This window comes from Pontibacter amylolyticus, assembly GCF_014638845.1.
GTDB classification, from domain to species: domain Bacteria; phylum Bacteroidota; class Bacteroidia; order Cytophagales; family Hymenobacteraceae; genus Pontibacter; species Pontibacter amylolyticus.
The window spans coordinates 447985-466366 of sequence record NZ_BMFP01000001.1; the positions used below are offsets into that span (position 1 = coordinate 447985).

The 18382-nt window shown below is 51.7% G+C and carries 17 protein-coding genes; 11 read left to right on the forward strand and 6 right to left on the reverse strand.

Translation table 11 applies throughout. The annotated features are described in order from the left end of the window. Nucleotides 1-3: 3 nt before the first annotated feature. Nucleotides 4-1356 (reverse strand): magnesium transporter, encoded by a 1353-nt coding sequence (gene mgtE, locus IEV97_RS01960; RefSeq protein ID WP_188499821.1) that lies wholly within the window; start codon nt 1354-1356, stop codon nt 4-6. Between the two features lie 4 nt (nt 1357-1360). Next, on the reverse strand, nt 1361-2140 hold the full coding sequence (gene rsmA / locus IEV97_RS01965) for a 16S rRNA (adenine(1518)-N(6)/adenine(1519)-N(6))-dimethyltransferase RsmA (protein ID WP_188499822.1): 780 nt from the start codon (nt 2138-2140) through the stop codon (nt 1361-1363). 159 nt (nt 2141-2299) lie between these two features. Here rsmA and IEV97_RS01970 point away from each other — a divergent pair, with 159 nt between their 5' ends. From IEV97_RS01970 to IEV97_RS01995, 6 genes are all read left to right on the forward strand, one after another. Further along, nucleotides 2300-3733 carry a leucyl aminopeptidase family protein gene (locus IEV97_RS01970; RefSeq protein WP_188499823.1) on the forward strand — a complete coding sequence of 478 codons (1434 nt, stop codon included), beginning with the start codon at nt 2300-2302 and terminating at the stop codon, nt 3731-3733. Between the two features lie 7 nt (nt 3734-3740). After that, nucleotides 3741-4763 carry a 4-hydroxythreonine-4-phosphate dehydrogenase PdxA gene (gene pdxA, locus IEV97_RS01975; RefSeq protein WP_188499824.1) on the forward strand — a complete coding sequence of 341 codons (1023 nt, stop codon included), beginning with the start codon at nt 3741-3743 and terminating at the stop codon, nt 4761-4763. 66 nt (nt 4764-4829) lie between these two features. After that, nucleotides 4830-5378: a YceD family protein gene (locus tag IEV97_RS01980; protein WP_188499825.1), complete on the forward strand. Its 549-nt coding sequence runs from the start codon at nt 4830-4832 to the stop codon at nt 5376-5378. Between the two features lie 54 nt (nt 5379-5432). Further along, complete coding sequence (rpmF, locus tag IEV97_RS01985; RefSeq protein WP_076666519.1) at nt 5433-5630, forward strand: 50S ribosomal protein L32; 198 nt, start codon at nt 5433-5435, stop codon at nt 5628-5630. 51 nt (nt 5631-5681) lie between these two features. Next, nucleotides 5682-6626 carry a phosphate acyltransferase PlsX gene (gene plsX / locus IEV97_RS01990; RefSeq protein ID WP_188499826.1) on the forward strand — a complete coding sequence of 315 codons (945 nt, stop codon included), beginning with the start codon at nt 5682-5684 and terminating at the stop codon, nt 6624-6626. Nucleotides 6627-6760: 134 nt separating this feature from the next. Further along, entirely contained in the window at nt 6761-7759 is a 999-nt protein-coding gene (locus IEV97_RS01995) for a beta-ketoacyl-ACP synthase III (protein WP_188499827.1), read from the forward strand. A gap of 74 nt (nt 7760-7833) precedes the next feature. Here IEV97_RS01995 and IEV97_RS02000 read toward each other — a convergent pair whose 3' ends face one another. Further along, nucleotides 7834-8199, reverse strand: a complete 366-nt coding sequence (locus tag IEV97_RS02000; RefSeq protein WP_229733744.1) for a histidine kinase — start codon at nt 8197-8199, stop codon at nt 7834-7836. 24 nt (nt 8200-8223) lie between these two features. After that, nucleotides 8224-9486, reverse strand: a complete 1263-nt coding sequence (locus IEV97_RS02005; RefSeq protein ID WP_188499828.1) for a PAS domain-containing protein — start codon at nt 9484-9486, stop codon at nt 8224-8226. A 314-nt stretch (nt 9487-9800) separates the two neighbouring features. On the opposite strand from IEV97_RS02005, the gene efp reads away from it, so the two are divergent. The 4 genes from efp (at nt 9801) to IEV97_RS02025 (ending at nt 13433) form a co-directional block, all read left to right on the forward strand. Further along, nucleotides 9801-10364 (forward strand): elongation factor P, encoded by a 564-nt coding sequence (gene efp, locus IEV97_RS02010; protein WP_188499829.1) that lies wholly within the window; start codon nt 9801-9803, stop codon nt 10362-10364. Nucleotides 10365-10368: 4 nt separating this feature from the next. Further along, nucleotides 10369-10866, forward strand: a complete 498-nt coding sequence (gene accB / locus IEV97_RS02015) for an acetyl-CoA carboxylase biotin carboxyl carrier protein (protein WP_188499830.1) — start codon at nt 10369-10371, stop codon at nt 10864-10866. A gap of 128 nt (nt 10867-10994) precedes the next feature. Beyond that, a complete protein-coding gene (accC, locus tag IEV97_RS02020) occupies nt 10995-12338 on the forward strand; it encodes an acetyl-CoA carboxylase biotin carboxylase subunit (protein ID WP_188499831.1) in 1344 nt (447 codons plus the stop codon). Between the two features lie 138 nt (nt 12339-12476). Next, entirely contained in the window at nt 12477-13433 is a 957-nt protein-coding gene (locus IEV97_RS02025) for a DUF6340 family protein (RefSeq protein WP_188499832.1), read from the forward strand. Nucleotides 13434-13508: 75 nt separating this feature from the next. Here IEV97_RS02025 and IEV97_RS02030 read toward each other — a convergent pair whose 3' ends face one another. Both IEV97_RS02030 and IEV97_RS02035 read right to left on the reverse strand, forming a co-directional pair. Continuing rightward, on the reverse strand, nt 13509-14090 hold the full coding sequence (locus IEV97_RS02030; protein ID WP_188499833.1) for a DUF3109 family protein: 582 nt from the start codon (nt 14088-14090) through the stop codon (nt 13509-13511). A 76-nt stretch (nt 14091-14166) separates the two neighbouring features. Continuing rightward, a complete protein-coding gene (locus tag IEV97_RS02035) occupies nt 14167-15759 on the reverse strand; it encodes an ankyrin repeat domain-containing protein (RefSeq protein ID WP_188499834.1) in 1593 nt (530 codons plus the stop codon). 267 nt (nt 15760-16026) lie between these two features. Between IEV97_RS02035 and IEV97_RS02040 the strand changes: the two genes are divergently transcribed. Next, entirely contained in the window at nt 16027-18282 is a 2256-nt protein-coding gene (locus tag IEV97_RS02040) for an ATP-dependent helicase (protein WP_188499835.1), read from the forward strand. Nucleotides 18283-18382: the final 100 nt, after the last annotated feature.

Below are 18382 nucleotides of genomic sequence, written 5' to 3' on the forward strand. Positions count from 1 at the left end.
TTCTTACAAATCATACAGCATATGCGCTACACCAAAGTATATCGCCAGCCCAAGCAGGTCGTTTGCCGTCGTGATGAAAGGTCCGGCAGCAACAGCAGGATTCACGCCCAGCTTGTCAAGCAGCATCGGCGTCAGCGTTCCCATTAGAGAGGCTAGCATCACTACTGAGAATAGCGCTACGGAAACCACCGTCGAGAGCTTGAGATCTTGCCGGAACAGATAGGTGAACGTGAAAACGAGTGCCGAAATGATGAGCGCATTCAGGAATCCCACCATGATGAGCTTAAAAAGACGCTTGGAGAAGTTCTCGAATATCACGGCGTTGGATGAGAGCGTCTGGATGATGATAGACGAGGATTGTATACCTACGTTACCGCCCGTCGCCGTAATAAGCGGCACAAACAGCGCGAGCGCCGGAAGCATGGCAATATCGGCTTCGAAAAAGCCCATGAAATGCGCAGCCAGCAAGCCTCCCACCATCCCGATCACGAGCCAGGGTATACGGGAGCGCGAAATACGGAACACGCTGTCGTCTTCCTCCACATTCTCCGAAATACCCGTCATGAGTTGGCGGCTGAGTTCGGCCTGCTCCTGCATTACGTCGATTACGTCGTCAATGGTGATGCGACCAAGCAGTTTACCCTGTATGTTCACGACAGGTATAGCCTCGAGGTCGTACTTCTGCATTACGCTCACCACCTCGTTTTCGTCCCGGAAAGACTCGATCGAGATCACGTCTTCGCTGTAAATGTCCTTTACCAGTTTGTCGTCTTTAGAAAGCAGGAGCGCTTTTATACTGAGACGACCCAGCAGGATGTCACGGTTATCCACCACGTATACGGTATAGATGCGCTCCACGTCCTCAGCTTGCCGCCTGATCTCCTCGATGCACTGCCGCACGCGCCAGTTGATGTTCACTTTAATGAGCTCTTTCGCCATCAGACCGCCGGCACAGTCCTCCTCGTAGTGCAACAGGTCCAGAATGTCGTCCGCCTTCTCCTCGTTTTCGATCAGCGCGATCACTTCCTCGCGGCGCTGCACGTTCATCTCGTTCAGGATGTCCACGGCATCATCCGAGTCCATCAGGTTGACGTAGCGTGCTATCTCCTGGCTGGTGAAGTAGGCCAGAAAATCGGTGCGGATGTCGTAGTCAAGATCACTGAGAATCTGTGAGCCTGTCTCGGGAGGCAGCAGGTCCAGCACATACTTTGACTCGTTGGTGTCGAGTTCGTAGAGCACCGTCGTAATGTCGGCCGGATACATGTCGGTCATGGTTTCCAGCAGGAATCCCTTGTCGTCGCGTGCTATTGCCTCTTCAACCTGTTCTATGTATTCGCGTGTGATCTCTACCTGCATGGTATTATATGTTCTGCTCTACGAGTTGGGTCAATGCTATAAAATCCTCTACTGACAACTGCTCTGCCCGCTGGTCGAAGACAGGCTGTGTTGTAATTTCCGGCGGGAGATTGAAAGTCTTGAGGCAGTTACGCAGCGTTTTGCGCCTTGTTCCAAAACTATTCTTCACGACAGAGAAAAAGAGCTTCTCGCTGCAAGGCAGGCTCTCCCGGTTGTTGCGCACCACGTGGATGACGCCCGACTTCACTTTGGGCGGTGGGTGAAACACGTTTTCGTGCACGGTGAACTTATACTCAATGGTATAAAAGGCCTGCAACAGCACGCTCAGAATACCATAGGCCTTGGAGCCGGGAGGCGAGGCCAGCCGCTCCGCCACTTCCTTTTGGATCATGCAGACCACCTCGGGCACCACATCGCGGTGTTCGAGCACTTTAAAAAATATCTGGCTCGAGATGTTGTAAGGGAAATTGCCGATGATGGAAAACTTGCCCGGAAACAGCTTGCTTAAATCCGTCTTCAGAAAGTCAGCCGAAATGATGCGATCGCCCAGCTGCGGGAAATGCTGTTGCAGATAGGCAATGGATTCGCGGTCGATGTCCAGCACGGTGGTGCGGTACTCCTTGTGCTCGAGCATGTACTGCGTGAGCACACCCATCCCCGGGCCGATCTCCAGCACATCCTCCACCCCGCCGGGCAAGGTCAGTTGCTCCACTATTTTGCGGGCGATGTTCTGATCGACCAGAAAGTGCTGGCCCAGGTGCTTTTTCGGACTTACTTTGCTCACGTGCTATGCGTTATGGCGCCGGCTGATCAAGACAATTTCGCCGGAAACCCGTTATACCTTATTTATATGCGCTACCGATGCCGACAATACCTTCGTCCGTGGTTTTCGCATTACACCATATACTTACTATATTGCGTGCTCCAAAGATACGAATGACAAATGCCAACACAACTCAAATACAATACATCAGTAGGTAAAAATACAGACCTAGCCCTGATTGTGCGGGCTGACCAGACGGATTCGCTCCCAGAGCTAAGCTCAGACGAAACCGCCTACCTGAAACGCCAGTTGGAAGCAGAGGCGAAGATCGTCTCCCTGAACCGCTATACACAGCGCCTATACGTGGTGGTATACCCTGAAGGCAAAACCCAGAATGCCACCCGGGAAGCCCTGCGCCAAGCCGGCTATACCTTGCTCAAACAGCTTAAGGCAGACAAGGTGGAAGAACTTGCCATTCAGGACCTCTCTAAAAATGACGCGAGTCCCTACCTGGCCGAGGGCCTATACCTGAGCAACTACCAGTTTGATAAGTATAAAACTAAAAACGCCAAGCCAAACCCGCTCCAAACCATCGTGCTGACGGACGAGAACCTGTCGGAGTTTGACGTAATGGAGCTGCAGAACGTGCTTGACGCCGTGACCATTACCCGCGACCTGGTGAACGAACCCAATAGCCACCAATCGGCCACCCAGTTCAGCGAGGAGCTGGTCGCACTGGGCGAAAAAGCCGGATTCACCACACAGGTGTTCGACGAACTGCAGATACAGTCCCTGAAAATGGGTGGTTTGCTGGCCGTGAACCAGGGCAGCGAAGAACCGCCTACCTTTAATATTTTAGAGTGGAAGCCGGAAGGCGCTGCAAACACCAAACCTTACGTGCTGGTAGGCAAAGGCGTGGTATACGATACCGGCGGCCTCAGTCTGAAGCCGACGCCACAGTCCATGGACTATATGAAGTCCGACATGGCCGGTGCAGCTGCCGTAACCGGTGTGCTATACGCACTGGCAAAAAACAATGTACAGCTGCACGTCATCGCGCTTATACCTGCCACCGACAACCGTCCGGGCGGCAAGGCTTATGCACCGGGCGACGTGCTCACCATGCACAATGGCATGACGGTGGAGGTTCTCAACACCGACGCCGAAGGCCGCCTGATCCTGGCCGACGCCCTGAGCTTTGCCCAGAAGTATAAGCCGAAACTGGTGATCGACATGGCCACCCTGACCGGAGCCGCGGCCCGTGCCATTGGCAAGGAAGGCCTGGTGGCGATGAGCAATGCCGGTGATGAGGTGATGAACGCCTTGAAAAGAGCCGGCGAGGAAGAGCACGAGCGCATTGTGGAGTTTCCGCTTTGGGACGAATATAAGAAGCACATCGAGTCAGACATAGCCGACATCAAGAACCTGGGAGGTGCCGAGGCAGGCGCTATCTCAGCGGGTGTGTTCCTGGAGTATTTCACCGATTACCCGTGGGTGCACTTTGACATAGCCGGCACGGCCTACCTGCTGGGCGAAGACTCTTACCGTGGCAAACTGGCCACCGGATCGGGCGTGCGCCTGGTTTACAACTACCTTAGCTCCCTAGCTAACTAAGCAACAAATGGACAACAGACACAAAGCAAAAATAGGCATCAGCATCGGCGACACGAACGGCATCGGCCCGGAGATCATCGTCAAAACCCTTTCAGACCAGCGCATCCTAAACTTCTGCACACCCGTTATTTACGGATCCGCCGCAGTGATGAACCAAGTGCGCAAAGCCTTAAGCGCGGAGCATTTCCACTATCAGCAGGTGGGTTCTGCGCAGGAGCTTATACCGAAGAAGATCAACCTGATCAACTGCTGGGAAGAGGATATCGCTGTGGAGCCGGGCACACCCAAGCCGGAATCCGGAAAGGCCTCACTCGACTCGCTGCTGGCCGCCGCCCGCGACCTGAAAGCCGGCTTGCTAGACGGTCTGGTAACTGCCCCGATCGACAAAGACAACATCCAGTCGGAGGAGTTCCGCTTCCCAGGCCATACCGAGTTTTTGACCTCCTACTTCGACGCGGCTGACAGCCTGATGCTGCTTGTGGCCGACGACCTGCGTGTGGCCACGGTGACGGGCCATATACCTGTCAAGGAGGTAGCCAGCAGACTCAACTTCGACCTGATCATCCGCAAGATCACCATCCTGCAGGAGTCGCTGCGCAAAGATTTCGGTATCCTGAAACCGCGCATCGCGGTGCTGGGTCTGAATCCGCATGCCGGCGAGAAGGGGCTTTTGGGAACCGAGGAACTGGAGATCATCCGTCCGGCTGTGATGCACCTGAAAGAAAAAGGCCATCTGGTGTTCGGCCCCTACCCTGCCGACGGCTTCTTTGGCATGCGCATGTACAAGCAGTTCGATGCTGTGCTGAGCATGTACCACGACCAGGGGCTTATCCCTTTCAAAACGCTCGCCATGGAAACCGGCGTGAACTACACGGCCGGCCTGCCGATCGTGCGCACCTCTCCTGACCACGGCACCGCCTACGACATAGCCGGAAAACACACAGCCGATGAAACCTCTTTCAGAGAAGCGCTGTTCCTTGCCTGCGACATCATAAAAAAGCGCCAGACAGAGCAAAAGCCCGTTTTATAAATCGGGCTGCTATTTTATTTGTCAAAATAATGTTCTAATTTTGCGTCTTGCAATAAAAACACGGTAGTGAAAAAGCTTAAAGACTACGAAATCGGCATAGCCAAACTTAGTAACAGAAAGCATGATTACGAGTTTGAGATGGACGATTCATTCTTTGCTTTGTTTGAGCAGGAGATCATACTGGGGGGAAAGCTACTGGCGAAAGTAGAGCTCGATAAGACCGAATCGCTGCTGACGCTGCATTTTAACATTAAAGGGCACGTGCGCCTCACCTGCGACCGCAGTCTGGAGGAGTTTGACCAGCCGCTGGACATAGAAGAGACGCTGTTGATCAAGTATGGAGAGGAAAATGCCGAGCTGGATGAGGACTTGTGGCAGATCACGCCCGAGACGCAGACGATCAGCGTAGCACAGCACCTGTATGATTACATTGGTTTATCGCTGCCAATGAAGAAGCTTCACCCACGTTTTGTGGAAGAGCAGGACGAAGACGACGAAAGGGATATCCTGATCTACTCTTCGCGCCAGGCGGGCGACAGTGAAGGGGAAGACAACGATGGAAATGACGACGATGACGTTGACCCACGTTGGGATGCCCTGAAAAACCTGAACTAACAAGCAGTAGAATAATAAAGTATTACATAACAGCAAGTAAATTTATAACTAAAAATGGCACATCCTAAACGCAAGATTTCGAAGACCAGAAGAGATAAGAGAAGAACTCACCAGAAACTCTCTGAGAAAGCGATTGCAATCTGCCCAACAACAGACACTCCTCACCTGTTCCACCATGCTTACGTGGTAGAAGGCGACCTGTACCACAAAGGCAAACTGGCGATCAAAAATTATACAGCAAACGCTCAGTAACCCAAGTCTGTACTCCGTTTAAGTTCTGTATAATTTAACGTCATCCAGTACATGAGAATCGCCCTGGACGCTATGGGCGGCGACTATGCACCTGAAGCAAACGTGAAGGGTGCTATGTTAGCTGCAGAACAGCTCGAAGAAGATTATGAGATCCTGCTTATTGGCAAGGAAGATATTCTGAATCAGCTGCTGAAAGAGTATGGTTACACTGGTTCTGTAATAAAGGTGGTGAACGCCACCCAGGTAATTGACATGGGAGAACATCCCACCAAAGCACTTACCCAGAAGCCAGACTCCAGTATCGCTGTTGGTTTTGGTATGCTGAAAGCTGGAAAGGCACATGCTTTTTGCAGCACCGGCAATACCGGAGCAATGCTGGTAGGAGCCATGTTCAGCGTAAAAGCCGTAGAAGGCATCTTAAGACCATCTATTGGCGGTTTGGTACCAAAGCTCAATGGTGGCTTCGGTATCATACTGGATGTGGGTGCTAACGCTGACTGCAAACCTGAAGTACTGGAGCAGTTCGGCGAAATTGGCTCTATCTACGCCAAATACGTACTGGAGATCGAAAATCCGAAAGTCGGGTTGATGAACCTGGGTGAAGAGGAAGGCAAGGGCACTGTCAACACACAGGCAGCGCACCAGCGCCTAAAAGTTAACCCAAACATTAACTTCATCGGCAACATCGAAGGACGCGACATGTTCAACGACAAAGCTGATGTGATCGTGTGCGACGGGTATACCGGCAACATCATCCTGAAGATGGCAGAGTCTGTCTACGATATCCTCAACGAGAAGAACATGCACGATCCGTTTTTCGACAAGTTCAACTACGAGGCCGTAGGTGGCAGCCCGATCCTGGGCATCAACGGCAACGCCGTTATCGGACATGGTGTCTCTTCCCCGCTGGCTGTCTGCAACATGATTTTGCAGGCCCAGAAAATGGTAGCCACTAACCTTTCGGAGCGATTTAGAAAGCATACGGGCGTCCAATAAAAGACGCTGGCCCTGGCCAAAAACATTTCCTGGCACAAACTGTCTCACTACTCTTTTTGCGTAATGACGGTTTGTGCCAAGTTTTTTTTATTATATTGCCGTCTTAAACATCCAACACTTATACCTTTCACAATATGAGTAAAATTACTGCCGCGATCACTGGAGTGGCTGGTTATGTTCCGGACTACGTGCTTACGAACAAGGAACTGGAAACAATGGTAGAGACCAATGATGAATGGATCCTTTCACGCACCGGTATTAAGGAAAGGCGCATTCTGAAAGGCGAAGGCAAAGGCACCTCGCATATTGCAGTACCGGCAGTACTCGAATTACTCAAAAAGACCAATACCAAAGCAGAAGAAGTAGAACTCCTCATCTGCGCCACGACTACCCCCGACATGGTTTTCCCGGCCACGGCCAACCTGATCACGGCTGAAGTAGGCGCCGTAAATGCCTTCGGTTACGACCTGCAGGCAGCGTGTTCCGGTTTCCTTTTCGCGCTGGCTACTGCCTCTAAGTTCATCGAGTCAGGGCAATACAAAAAAGTGATCGTGGTAGGAGCCGATAAGATGTCTGCTATCGTTGACTATACCGACCGCGCCACCTGTATCATTTTTGGTGATGGCGGCGGCGCCGTGATGCTGGAGCCTAATACAGAAGGTTACGGTATCCTGGACTCCGTATTGAAGTCAGACGGAACAGGCGCCCAGTTCCTGCACATGAAGGCAGGCGGCAGCCGCAAACCTGCTACCATCGAAACGGTACAGGCCCGTGAGCACTACGCTTACCAGGAAGGACAGCAGGTATTTAAGTTCGCCGTAAAAGGCATGGCGGATGTATCAGCCGAGGTGATGGAGCGCAACAACCTGACGGCTGAAGATGTTGCCTGGCTGGTTCCGCATCAGGCGAACAAGCGCATCATCGACGCGACGGCTAATCGCATGGGCGTGGGCAGTGACAAAGTGATGCTCAACATTGAGCGCTATGGCAACACAACAAGTGGCACCATTCCACTCTGCCTGTGGGAGTACGAGAAGCAGCTGAAAAAAGGCGACAACCTGATTCTGGCGGCCTTCGGCGGCGGTTTTACATGGGGCGCCATCTACCTGAAGTGGGCGTACGATTCGAAATAATTCAATCTGATTATAAACAGGAAAAGCGGCCGATGTGCCGCTTTTCCTGTTTATAGATCTTTTTACCGGATTACTTAAACCATATCGGTCCGCAAGGCAAGTCGCTTCTCCAACTGCGTGAGCAATTCCTGAAAACGGTCAGATAGCTTCTCGATGTCCTTCATCCCCGCATGTGCCTGGTCGATGCTGCCGCTTCGGTAGAGGCTGAACAGTTGGTTTGCATTTGTCAGCAACTCGCTGTGTGTTTTCTGAAGACTGTACAGTTCCGGTTCATTCCCAAACTTCACTTTCCCCACCTGCAAAAACCAATGGCTGATCGGGCCTGCATCTGAGAAAAAGACGCTATCGAGCACCCCTCCGTACAGCACAGAACGCACCTTGGACTTAAACAGAATATGCTTAATCCGAATCTGCTGTAAATCTACCTGCGCTGAATTCACTTCTTCCTTTTCTAAATGCTGCTGCTATAATTCGTCTACTGCTATACCTAACTCCTGCAGTTTTTTCTTCATTTGGTATTTGTCGGTCACATTGAAACCTGCGACCAGTATCCCGATTATTTGCTTATGCTCATCAAAAAGCGGCTGGAAAATGAAGGTAAGGTAATTGTCCTCCAGTTGACCCTCCGGAGTGGAGAGCTTCACCATAATTTCTTTGGCCTCGAACGTTTCACCCGTCTGATATACATTATTCAGTACATCAATGTAACCCTGATCAGCAATTTCCGGCAAGGCTTCCGCCACCGTTTTGCCGATAAGTGTTACATGCGGGAACAGTTCCTGGTACTTTGTGTTGACGAGTTCATAACGATGTTCTTTGCCCTTCAGAATAGCGAAGAAAGTCGGGGCCTGCATGATAAGGCGTTCCAGCGTCATACGCTCATTTTCTACTTTCCGGAAAGCAAGCTGCACCTGATCCGCCAGTTCGGACATTTGCTCGTTGCTTGTGAGGAGTTCCTGCACGAGGTTCTTCATGTCGTGGATATCGCTGCAGCTTCCGAGCCACATCCGGATCGTGCCGTCTTCATTTCGCATGGGCAGGTAGCGGCTCAGGTACCAGCGATAATCGCCATCCTTGTCGCGAATGCGGATTTCCACCTGGCTGGCCTCCCCTTTCTCAAGCGAATGTTGCCATACCTTTAAGGCACTTTGCAAATCATCCGGATGAAGAGCTGCTTTCCAGCCGCCCGCCATCAACTGCTCCATCGGTATACCTGTATAGGCTTGCCACTGCTTGTTGAAATAAGTCGAGTTACCAGCCGCGTCATCGGCATCGATGAGTTGCGGCATGGAGTCTGCCATGAACCGGAATTTCTGCTCGACATCCTGCAAGGCCTTCTTCGTCTCTTCCCGCTCCGTTACGTCTTTGGTTTCCTGCAGCACATACAACAATTCGCCCTGTTCATTCAGAATGGGCGTATGGGAAGCTTCCCAGCAACGCTCGTCGTAGCCGCTTCCGTCAGGGCGGGCAATCGCATAGCGTATCACGTCGAGGTATACCTTCCGGCCTTTGCGAATGGCTTCCTCTATAGAAAGCCGCACCGGATTTTCTTCATAGGGCACATTAGGCTCCGGGTAGGCTTCCAGCAAAAAATGCTTGCCCAGAATATTGTCCAGCTGCCGCATCGTTACTTCCAGATACCGCTTATTGGCCCCTACGATTTTCAGATCGGGGTCAAGCAATACCATCGCTTCCGGGGTGTTGTCAAAGATGAGCTTATAATCCATGCAAAGGAGAGATTTACATTAAAAAAACGCACTGGTCAGGTGCTGTTGGGCATACAGCCATACGCAAAAAGGGCAAGAGCGCCCTTGTTGGCACGGCCTTTTTTTAAAATAATCGCTAATTTATATAAAATAAATGACTCGTCGCGCTATACTCCGGACTTTGTGGTCAGGATACATCCGACTTGCTTTCCATGCGAATTGCCCTAAGCTTTTTGATCAATATTTGAGTATAATAGCTAACTTTGTTTGCAAGACAGCGATTTGCGCTATACTTTTATCGTTTCATTCAATTTCAAGCGTAACAACAGCATACTATGGCAACCACAGCTGATATCAGAAATGGTCTGTGTATGGAATTTAACAACGACCTTTATGTAGTTGTTGAGTTTCAGCACGTTAAACCAGGCAAAGGCCCTGCTTTCGTGAGAACGAAGCTCCGCAATATCAAAACCGGAAAAATATTAGATAACACTTTCTCGGCTGGTCATAAGATCACTACTGCCCGTGTGGAGCAGCGCCCGCACCAGTTCATCTACAAAGATGACATGGGCTACAACTTTATGGACATGAATACTTTCGAGCAGGTTGCCCTAGACGAGAAAATGGTGCCATTTGCTGACCTGATGAAAGAAGGCCAGGAAGTGACGATCCTGTTTCATGCCGAGACGGAGGCCCCGCTTACCTGCGAGATCCCTCCTTTCGTAGAGCTCACCATCACCTACACGGAGCCCGGTCTGAAAGGCGACACTGCCACCAATGCCTCAAAACCAGCTATTGTGGAAACAGGCGCCACCATACAGGTACCGTTGTTTATTGGGCAGGACGAAAAAATCAAAGTAGACACACGAACTTATTCTTACGCAGAACGAGTAAAATAATAACATGAAAGCTAAAGAAATCCAGGACCTTATTGACTTTATCGCCAAGTCTGGCTTGAATAAAGTAAACATTGAGACAGAAGAATTCAAGATCTCGGTGAAACGCGATCCAGACCAGAAGGTGAGCTATGTGAAAGAGTCAGCAAGCGCTGCGCATCACGCTGCCGCTCCTGCGCCCGCTCCGGCTGCCGCACCCCAGGCTCCTGCCGCCCCAGCCACTCCGGCAGCCCCAGCTGCTGCACCGGCTAGCGACGACAGCAAATACATCGCCATCAAAGCACCCATGATCGGCACCTTCTACCGCTCTTCCAGCCCAGACAAGCCAGCGTTCGTAAACGTAGGCGACGAAGTGAAAAAGGGTCAGGTAATCTGTATCATCGAAGCGATGAAGCTTTTCAATGAAATCGAGTCAGAAGTATCGGGCAGAATCGTAAAAGTATTGGTAGACAATGCCAACCCAGTGGAATACGATCAGCCACTTTACCTGGTAGATCCTAGCTAATTTAACGATTTGAAAATTTGAAAATGTGAGGATTTGAAAATGGAGATGGCCATAACCTTCTCCATTTTTATATCATTTTCACTTCGATCTCTACATTTCCAAATCCCCAAATCTCCAAATCTGATTTTATGTTTAAAAAAATACTAATCGCCAACAGAGGCGAGATTGCCCTGCGCATCATTCGTACCTGTAAGGAGATGGGCATCAAGACGGTGGCTGTATACTCTACGGCTGACAAGGAAAGCCTGCACGTGCGTTTTGCTGACGAGGCCGTATGCATTGGCCCACCCCCAAGTGCGCAGTCATACCTGAACATGCCCAACCTGATCTCAGCTGCCGAGATCACCAATGCCGACGCGATTCACCCGGGTTATGGCTTCCTTTCTGAAAATGCCGAGTTCTCCCGCATCTGCGCCGAGCACAACATCAAATTCATCGGTGCCTCTCCGGAAATGATCAACGCCATGGGCGACAAGTCTTCAGCCAAAGACACCATGAAAAAAGCGGGCGTACCGACCATACCTGGTTCTGACGGCCTGTTGAATTCCCTGGAAGAGGGCAAGAAGCTGGCAAAGAAGATTAAGTACCCGGTGATCATCAAGGCGACAGCCGGTGGTGGTGGACGCGGCATGCGCATCATCAAGCACGAAGATGAGTTCGAGAAAGCCTGGAATGATGCCCGCACCGAGTCAAAGGCTGCTTTCGGTAACGATGGTCTATACCTGGAGAAATACATTGAGGAGCCGCGCCACATCGAGATCCAGTTGATCGGTGACCAGCACGGACAGGTAGCGCACCTTTCGGAGCGCGACTGCTCTATCCAGCGCCGTCATCAGAAACTGGTAGAGGAAACGCCTTCTCCGTTCATCACCGACGACCTGCGTGACCGCATGGGCAAAGCGGCCATCAAGGGTGCCAAAGCCATTAACTACGAAGGTGTAGGAACGATTGAATTCCTGGTAGACAAGCACCGTGAGTTCTATTTCATGGAGATGAACACCCGTATCCAGGTAGAGCACCCGATCACGGAAGAGGTAATTGACTACGACCTGATCAAAGAGCAGATCAAAGTAGCCGCCGGCGAGCGTATCACGGGCAAGAACTACTACCCGAAGATGCACGCCATTGAGTGCCGCATCAATGCCGAGGATCCGAAGAACAATTTCCGTCCTTCACCGGGCAAAATAACAAACCTGCACGTGCCGGGCGGCCACGGTGTGCGCGTAGACTCGCACGTTTACTCTGGCTATACCATCCCGTCGAACTACGACTCTATGATCGCGAAGCTGATCGTGAGCGCACAGACACGCGAAGAGGCCCTTGTGAAAATGAAGCGCGCTCTGAGCGAATTCGTGATTGAAGGTATTAAAACCACAGTGCCATTCCACCTGAAACTGATGGATGACCCGGGCTTCAAGGAAGGTAACTTCACCACAGCCTACCTGGACAATTTCGACTTCAGCTCCCTATAAGCGCTACAAGTTCTTCAATAAAAAAACCGACTCAGCAATGGGCCGGTTTTTTTATTTGGCCCGATATATGTGGTTTTAAAATATAGAGCGAATATCATATTTGCATTAACTTAGCCACGCATCTGACAAGTTACAGAAATGAAATTAAGCAAGCTTTTTGCAACCCTTTTGTGGGCCGTACTGGTGTTTCAGCTCAGCAGCTGCGCAACCATGATCACGATGGAAACGGTGCGCCCTCCCGTGGTGCGTGTAAGCCCTGACCAATGGAAAGTTTTGGTTGTGAACCGCTATGATGCGGCCGCGCAGGCTTCGAATAAGAACGAGAATGTAATAGCTGTGCTGCGCGATGGTGCCTACCAGGCTGCCGGAGGTGCGATGGGCGCCATCTACAACGACTCGACTTTTGTGCTGGTCAACCCGGATCAGGCTATCAGTCTGCCTGCTAGCTCTGATCGGCTCAACGGGGAAGAAGTTAATGCGCTCTTTAAGCAGTATGGCCCGCACCTGATCCTATCGCTCGACAAGTTCAAGACAGGATTTGGGAGAGAGGTAAATAGCTATGAAGATGAGTATGGTGACAAGACCAAAATTGCCAATTTCGATCTGGTTGTGGCGAGTACCTGGTCGCTTTACGATAGCACAGGTACGCTGCTGGATCAGGCAACGGTGGAGCAGCAGGAATTTTATGACTCGCGAACCGTGGTGAGCGGTCTGCTGGCCATCGGGCCGGCCATGGGCAAAGCAGGCCCCGTGGTAAACAGGCTGGCGGTGGAGACAGGTTACAGCTACTGGGACCGTTTCTATCCACAGCCGACGCTGCTGGTACGGCAGGTTCACATGGCTAGCCCGCTGCAGCAGGCCCACATCATGCTGCTGTTGGGACAGTTCCAGCAGGCCATTGCCACACTCCAGCCCCTGGCACAGGACCTATCCTCCAAAACAGGTAGAAAGGCGGCCCACAACCTGGCCATTGCCTACGAAGCCGCCGGCAACTACGAACAGGCCACTTATTGGGCGCGACAGGCAGAAAGCAAGGGCGATAAACTGTCGGCCAACCTGCTGGAACTTTGGACAAATGCCGGTCTGATCAAGTAAAAGAATACTTTCTTAAAACAGCGAAGCCCGGCCATTTTGGCCGGGCTTCGCTGTTCAATATGCTATACCTATACCTTAGGTAGTGGCGGTTTGTGCTTCCTTTTCAATCAACTCAGTCAGTTCATTATACCAACCCTCACCATACTTCCGGATCAACGGCTCTTTCAGAAACTGGTATACCTTCACCCCCAGGGCAGCCCCGAAGTTGCAGGCCGCAGCGCAGATGCTCCAGCGGTCGTAGTTCAGTGCTTCGAAGTCGTCGTATTTGGTAATGCGGATAGGGTATAAATGGCAGGAGATGGGTTTTTTCCAGCTGATCTTGCCATCGTAATAGGCCTGCTCAATGGCACACTTCAGTATACCCTGGTTATCATACAGTGCGTAGGCACACTCCCGGTTCTCAATGGTTGGGGTAGAATAATCGCCTTCAAAATCCTGGATGTACAGCCCCTGCTCCTCCACGGCCAGTTTTCCGGCTCCCGTCATGTAGGGTTTGATATGCTCGTAGTTATCCGCCAGTATAGCCAGTTCTTCCTCTTCCAGCGGAGCGCCCAGGTCGCCCTCCACACAGCAGGCCCCTTTGCACTTTTCAAGATTGCAGACGAAAAAATTATCGCGGATGTCGTCACTGATGACGGTATTCTGAAGAACGATCATGTAAGTAATAGAATAGGCCTCTATAACCGGACTCACCGGCAAAGAAGAGACAAAATTAACGTTAAATAAGTTTAGACTAGCGCTTCGGGGCCCTTGCTCCTGCAGCCGTCAGAATGTTCTGCACGCTTTCGCGCTTGGTATAGTCCATGGCTGTTTTGCCTGAAAAGTCGCGCAGGCTTGGGTCGGCACCGGCGTTGATCAGCATCACGATCACCTCGTTGCCCCCATCCAGCTGACAGGCCAGCATCAGCGGCGTCAGGCCTTCCAGGTTCTGGATGTTCGGGTTGGCACCAGCATCAAGCAGGCGACTCATCTCCATCATGTGTGTGCCGTTGGCAAAGCGAACCGCATAGTACAGCGGGGTATTGCCTTTGTTGTCTACTACGTTCGGGTCGGCCTTATACTTGAAAAGCGTGTCCAGCAGCTGCGCCTGTTCAATCTCAAAACCTTCCGTATTGATGCGGGCTCCTGACATGGCATAATGCAGGGCTGTTTTGCCATCCTGGTCGGTCGCGTTTACGTCGGCGCCGCTACGCAGAAGCAGACTGGCCACTTCCAGTCGAACATCCGGCTGGTAAATCACACCGTAGTCCTCAAGCAACAGTGGGATAAAAATGCCGTGCATGAGCGGTGTGCGCAGTCTGAAGTCAAAATCATAACCGTTTGGCACAGACACGGTATTGACGTAGGCGCCACTTTCCAGTGTCCGCTTTACGATATCCGGGTTACGTTCAATGGCTGCCAGCACCAGCTTCTGGTCAGACGACTGGTTGAGGTACTTAAGCTGCTCGAAAGCATTGGAACTGCCCTGCGAAATAGCCTGGTGGTAGAGTTTACGTGCTTTCTCAGGCTCCGGCTTTCCCAGGTTCCCTTCTTCGTACAGCAGACCCAAGGTATAGAGGGCTTCCTTTTCTCCGACTGCAGCACCTTTCTCAAGCCAGTACTTCGCCTGTGCCACGTTCTCTTTCACACCCTCCCCTCTCAGGTATAGGTTTGCTAAAGAGGTATAAGCTACCACGTCGTTCAGCTCAGCTGCCCGCTTGATGTAGGTATAGGCATACCCTTTGTCCTCCATCTCGCCGTAGCCGGTATAGTACATGCTGCCCAGAATGCGGTTACTGAAGGCATCGCCTGCAATGGCCATGTCGCGTATGTCGAGGGCGGCGCTGCGCATGAGACGCGTAAAGCGCTGTTTGTCCTCGTCGTTACGGATGGTCATCAGCTCCGCCAGTCCCAGGTTACCGAACAGACTGCTGCCTTCCAGCGCCTTTTCGAACAGAAAGCGTGCCGTATCAGGATCAGCTTTGTAGAATTTCTCAGGGTTGCGCACATAGGCCACTGAGTCAGAGGTAATGATCTCGTCGATAGGCGCTCCGTCTTCCACCAACTCGCCATATTGGTGCATGCGTCCCATAAAGTAATAGGCCGCGGCCTCATCGCGCGCCGCTGCCTGGCGGAACTTGGCGTACGCCTCGTTGTACTTTAATCCGATGTAGAGGTCCATACCTTCCTGCATTTCCGGTGTGCGCCATACCTGTTTGGCGGAGCGTGGAACTTTCACCTGTTTCAGGGAGTCAGGTATAACCTTGACAACCTGGCTGGTATCGGATTGCGCCACGGCCAGATGCCCGGCCGGGAGCAGTGCAAGGTACAGGAGTAGTTTCTTCATGCGTGGTAAAGGGATCATATATTTCTCAGGTATACAGCAGGCAAACGCCACTTCAACCTTCTTAACTTTACAAAGATACAGATAATGCGGCGTTTCTCTAAAAAGCGCTGCCGGAAGACACGCAAAACAGAGGCCAAAATTGCATTCCGCTATAAGAAACCAATTGGTGGTGCTGTCTGGTTCTCTAAATGTGCGAGTGCCGTTCCTAAAACGGATAGGAATGTGTAAATTGCATGGATTATTAATGACGCACGCGGAAGAAAGCAAATGGATTATATTAGTTTACTGAACGAGTCGCAACGCAAGGCCGTGCTCCACACCGAGGGGCCAGCCATGATCATAGCGGGTGCCGGCTCAGGCAAAACAAGAGTACTCACCTATCGGATCGCCCACCTCATCAGTCTGGGGGTCGATCCATTCAACATACTGGCCCTGACCTTTACCAACAAGGCGGCCAAAGAAATGCGCCATCGTATCGAGAAAGTGATCGGAAACGAGGCCAAAAACATCTGGATGGGTACCTTCCACTCCGTCTTCTCGCGCATCCTGCGTGCCGAGGCGGACAAGATCGGCTATCCGAAAAGCTTTACCATTTACGATACCGACGACTCCAAAACGCTCATTCGCAACATTGTGAAGGAGATGAACCTGGATGACAAGCTCTACAAGCCAAACGTGGTGCTGGGTCGTATCTCCTCAGCTAAAAACAAGCTGATCTCGGTAAAGCAGTACCTGAACGATGCCGTGATTCAGGCCGATGACGAGGCGGCTATGCGCCCGAAAATTGGCAAGATCTACGAGCAGTATGCCAATCGCTGCTTCAAGGCCGGCGCTATGGACTTCGACGATCTGCTGTTCCAGACCAACGTGCTGTTCCGCGACCATCCGGATGCGCTCAACAAATACCAGCACATTTTCAAGTATGTGATGGTGGATGAGTATCAGGATACGAACTACTCACAGTATCTGATCACACGCAAGCTGGCCGCCCAGAACCGCAACATTGTGGTGGTGGGTGACGATGCGCAGTCCATCTACGCTTTCCGTGGGGCTGATATTCAGAATATCCTCAACTTTGAGCGTGACTACCCGGAGCTGGAGGTGTTCAAGCTGGAGCAGAACTACCGCTCTACCAAAAACATCGTGAACGCCGCCAATTCGGTGATCAAAAACAACTCGGCGCAGCTCAAAAAAGACGTTTATACCGACAACGAGCAGGGACCGCTGATCGAGGTGATCAAAGCCAATTCGGATAACGAGGAAGGCAAGCTGGTAGCCACGACCATTTTTGAGGAGAAGATGAGCAACCACCTCTCCTACGACGATTTTGCCATCCTGTACCGCACCAATGCCCAGTCGCGTGCCATGGAGGAGGCCCTGCGCCGGATGAACATAAGGTATAAGATTGTGGGCGGTCTGTCGTTCTACCAGCGTAAGGAGATCAAGGACCTGATCGCCTACCTGCGTCTGGTGGTGAACCCGAACGATGAGCAGGCGCTCCGCCGTGTGATCAATTACCCGAAAAGAGGAATTGGCGAGACCACCGAGCAGAAACTGTTCGTGACGGCCGACGAGACCAATCACAGCGTATGGGAAGTGATTCAGAATGCCGGTCAGTTTTTAGGCAACCGCGTAGGAACCGCGATCGAGAACTTCTCGATCATGATAAAGGACTTCGCCCGCATTGCCGATAATACCGACGCTTTCGAAGTAGCCAAGCATGTGGCCAAGCACTCCGGTATTGTCGACGACCTGTACCAGGACAAAACCGTGGAAGGCCTTGCCCGCTACGAGAACATTCAGGAGCTGCTCAATGGTATAAAAGAATATGTCGACGATCCGGAAAAGGAAGACAAGAGTCTGTCGGCCTTCCTGCAGGACATCGCCCTGATCACCGATGCCGATACCAAAGCTGATATGGACGGCGAGTTTGTTACCTTGATGACGATTCACTCGGCCAAAGGTCTGGAGTTTAAGAATGTGTTCATCGTAGGTATGGAGGAGAACCTTTTCCCGAGCCAGATGATGCTGAACTCGCGCGCTGACCTGGAAGAGGAAAGACGCCTGTTTTACGTGGCCATTACGCGTGCTGAGAAAAAGCTATACCTGACTTACGCCACCAGCCGTTACCAGTGGGGTAACCTGCGGGCCTGCGAGAAGAGCCGCTTCCTTGACGAGATCGATCCGAAGTATCTCAACTTTAAATACGGCGAGCAGAACACGGCCAGCGGAGGCGGCAACGTATTCGACCGCGTGCTGCAGCGCAAGAGCAGCATCAGCAGCCTGGTGCAGCAGCCGGCGCGCAAGCAGGCCGCCACCGCCTATACCGCTCCTGCCGACTTTCAGCCAAGCGACACGTCGAATCTGGCTGCCGGCATGAAAGTAGAGCACCCTAAATTCGGCTTTGGCGTAGTAAGCAAAATGGACACACAGGGCAACAGCACCAAGGCCATCATCAACTTCGACGAAGTGGGCGAGAAAACCTTGCTGTTGAGCTTCGCCAAGCTGCGGATACATGGGTAAAATACGTATCACGACACACGTATCACGTAGCACAACTTTTTCTTGAGACAAAAGATTATTTGACAAAGGACAAAAGAGTTTTCGGGAATGATTATACCTT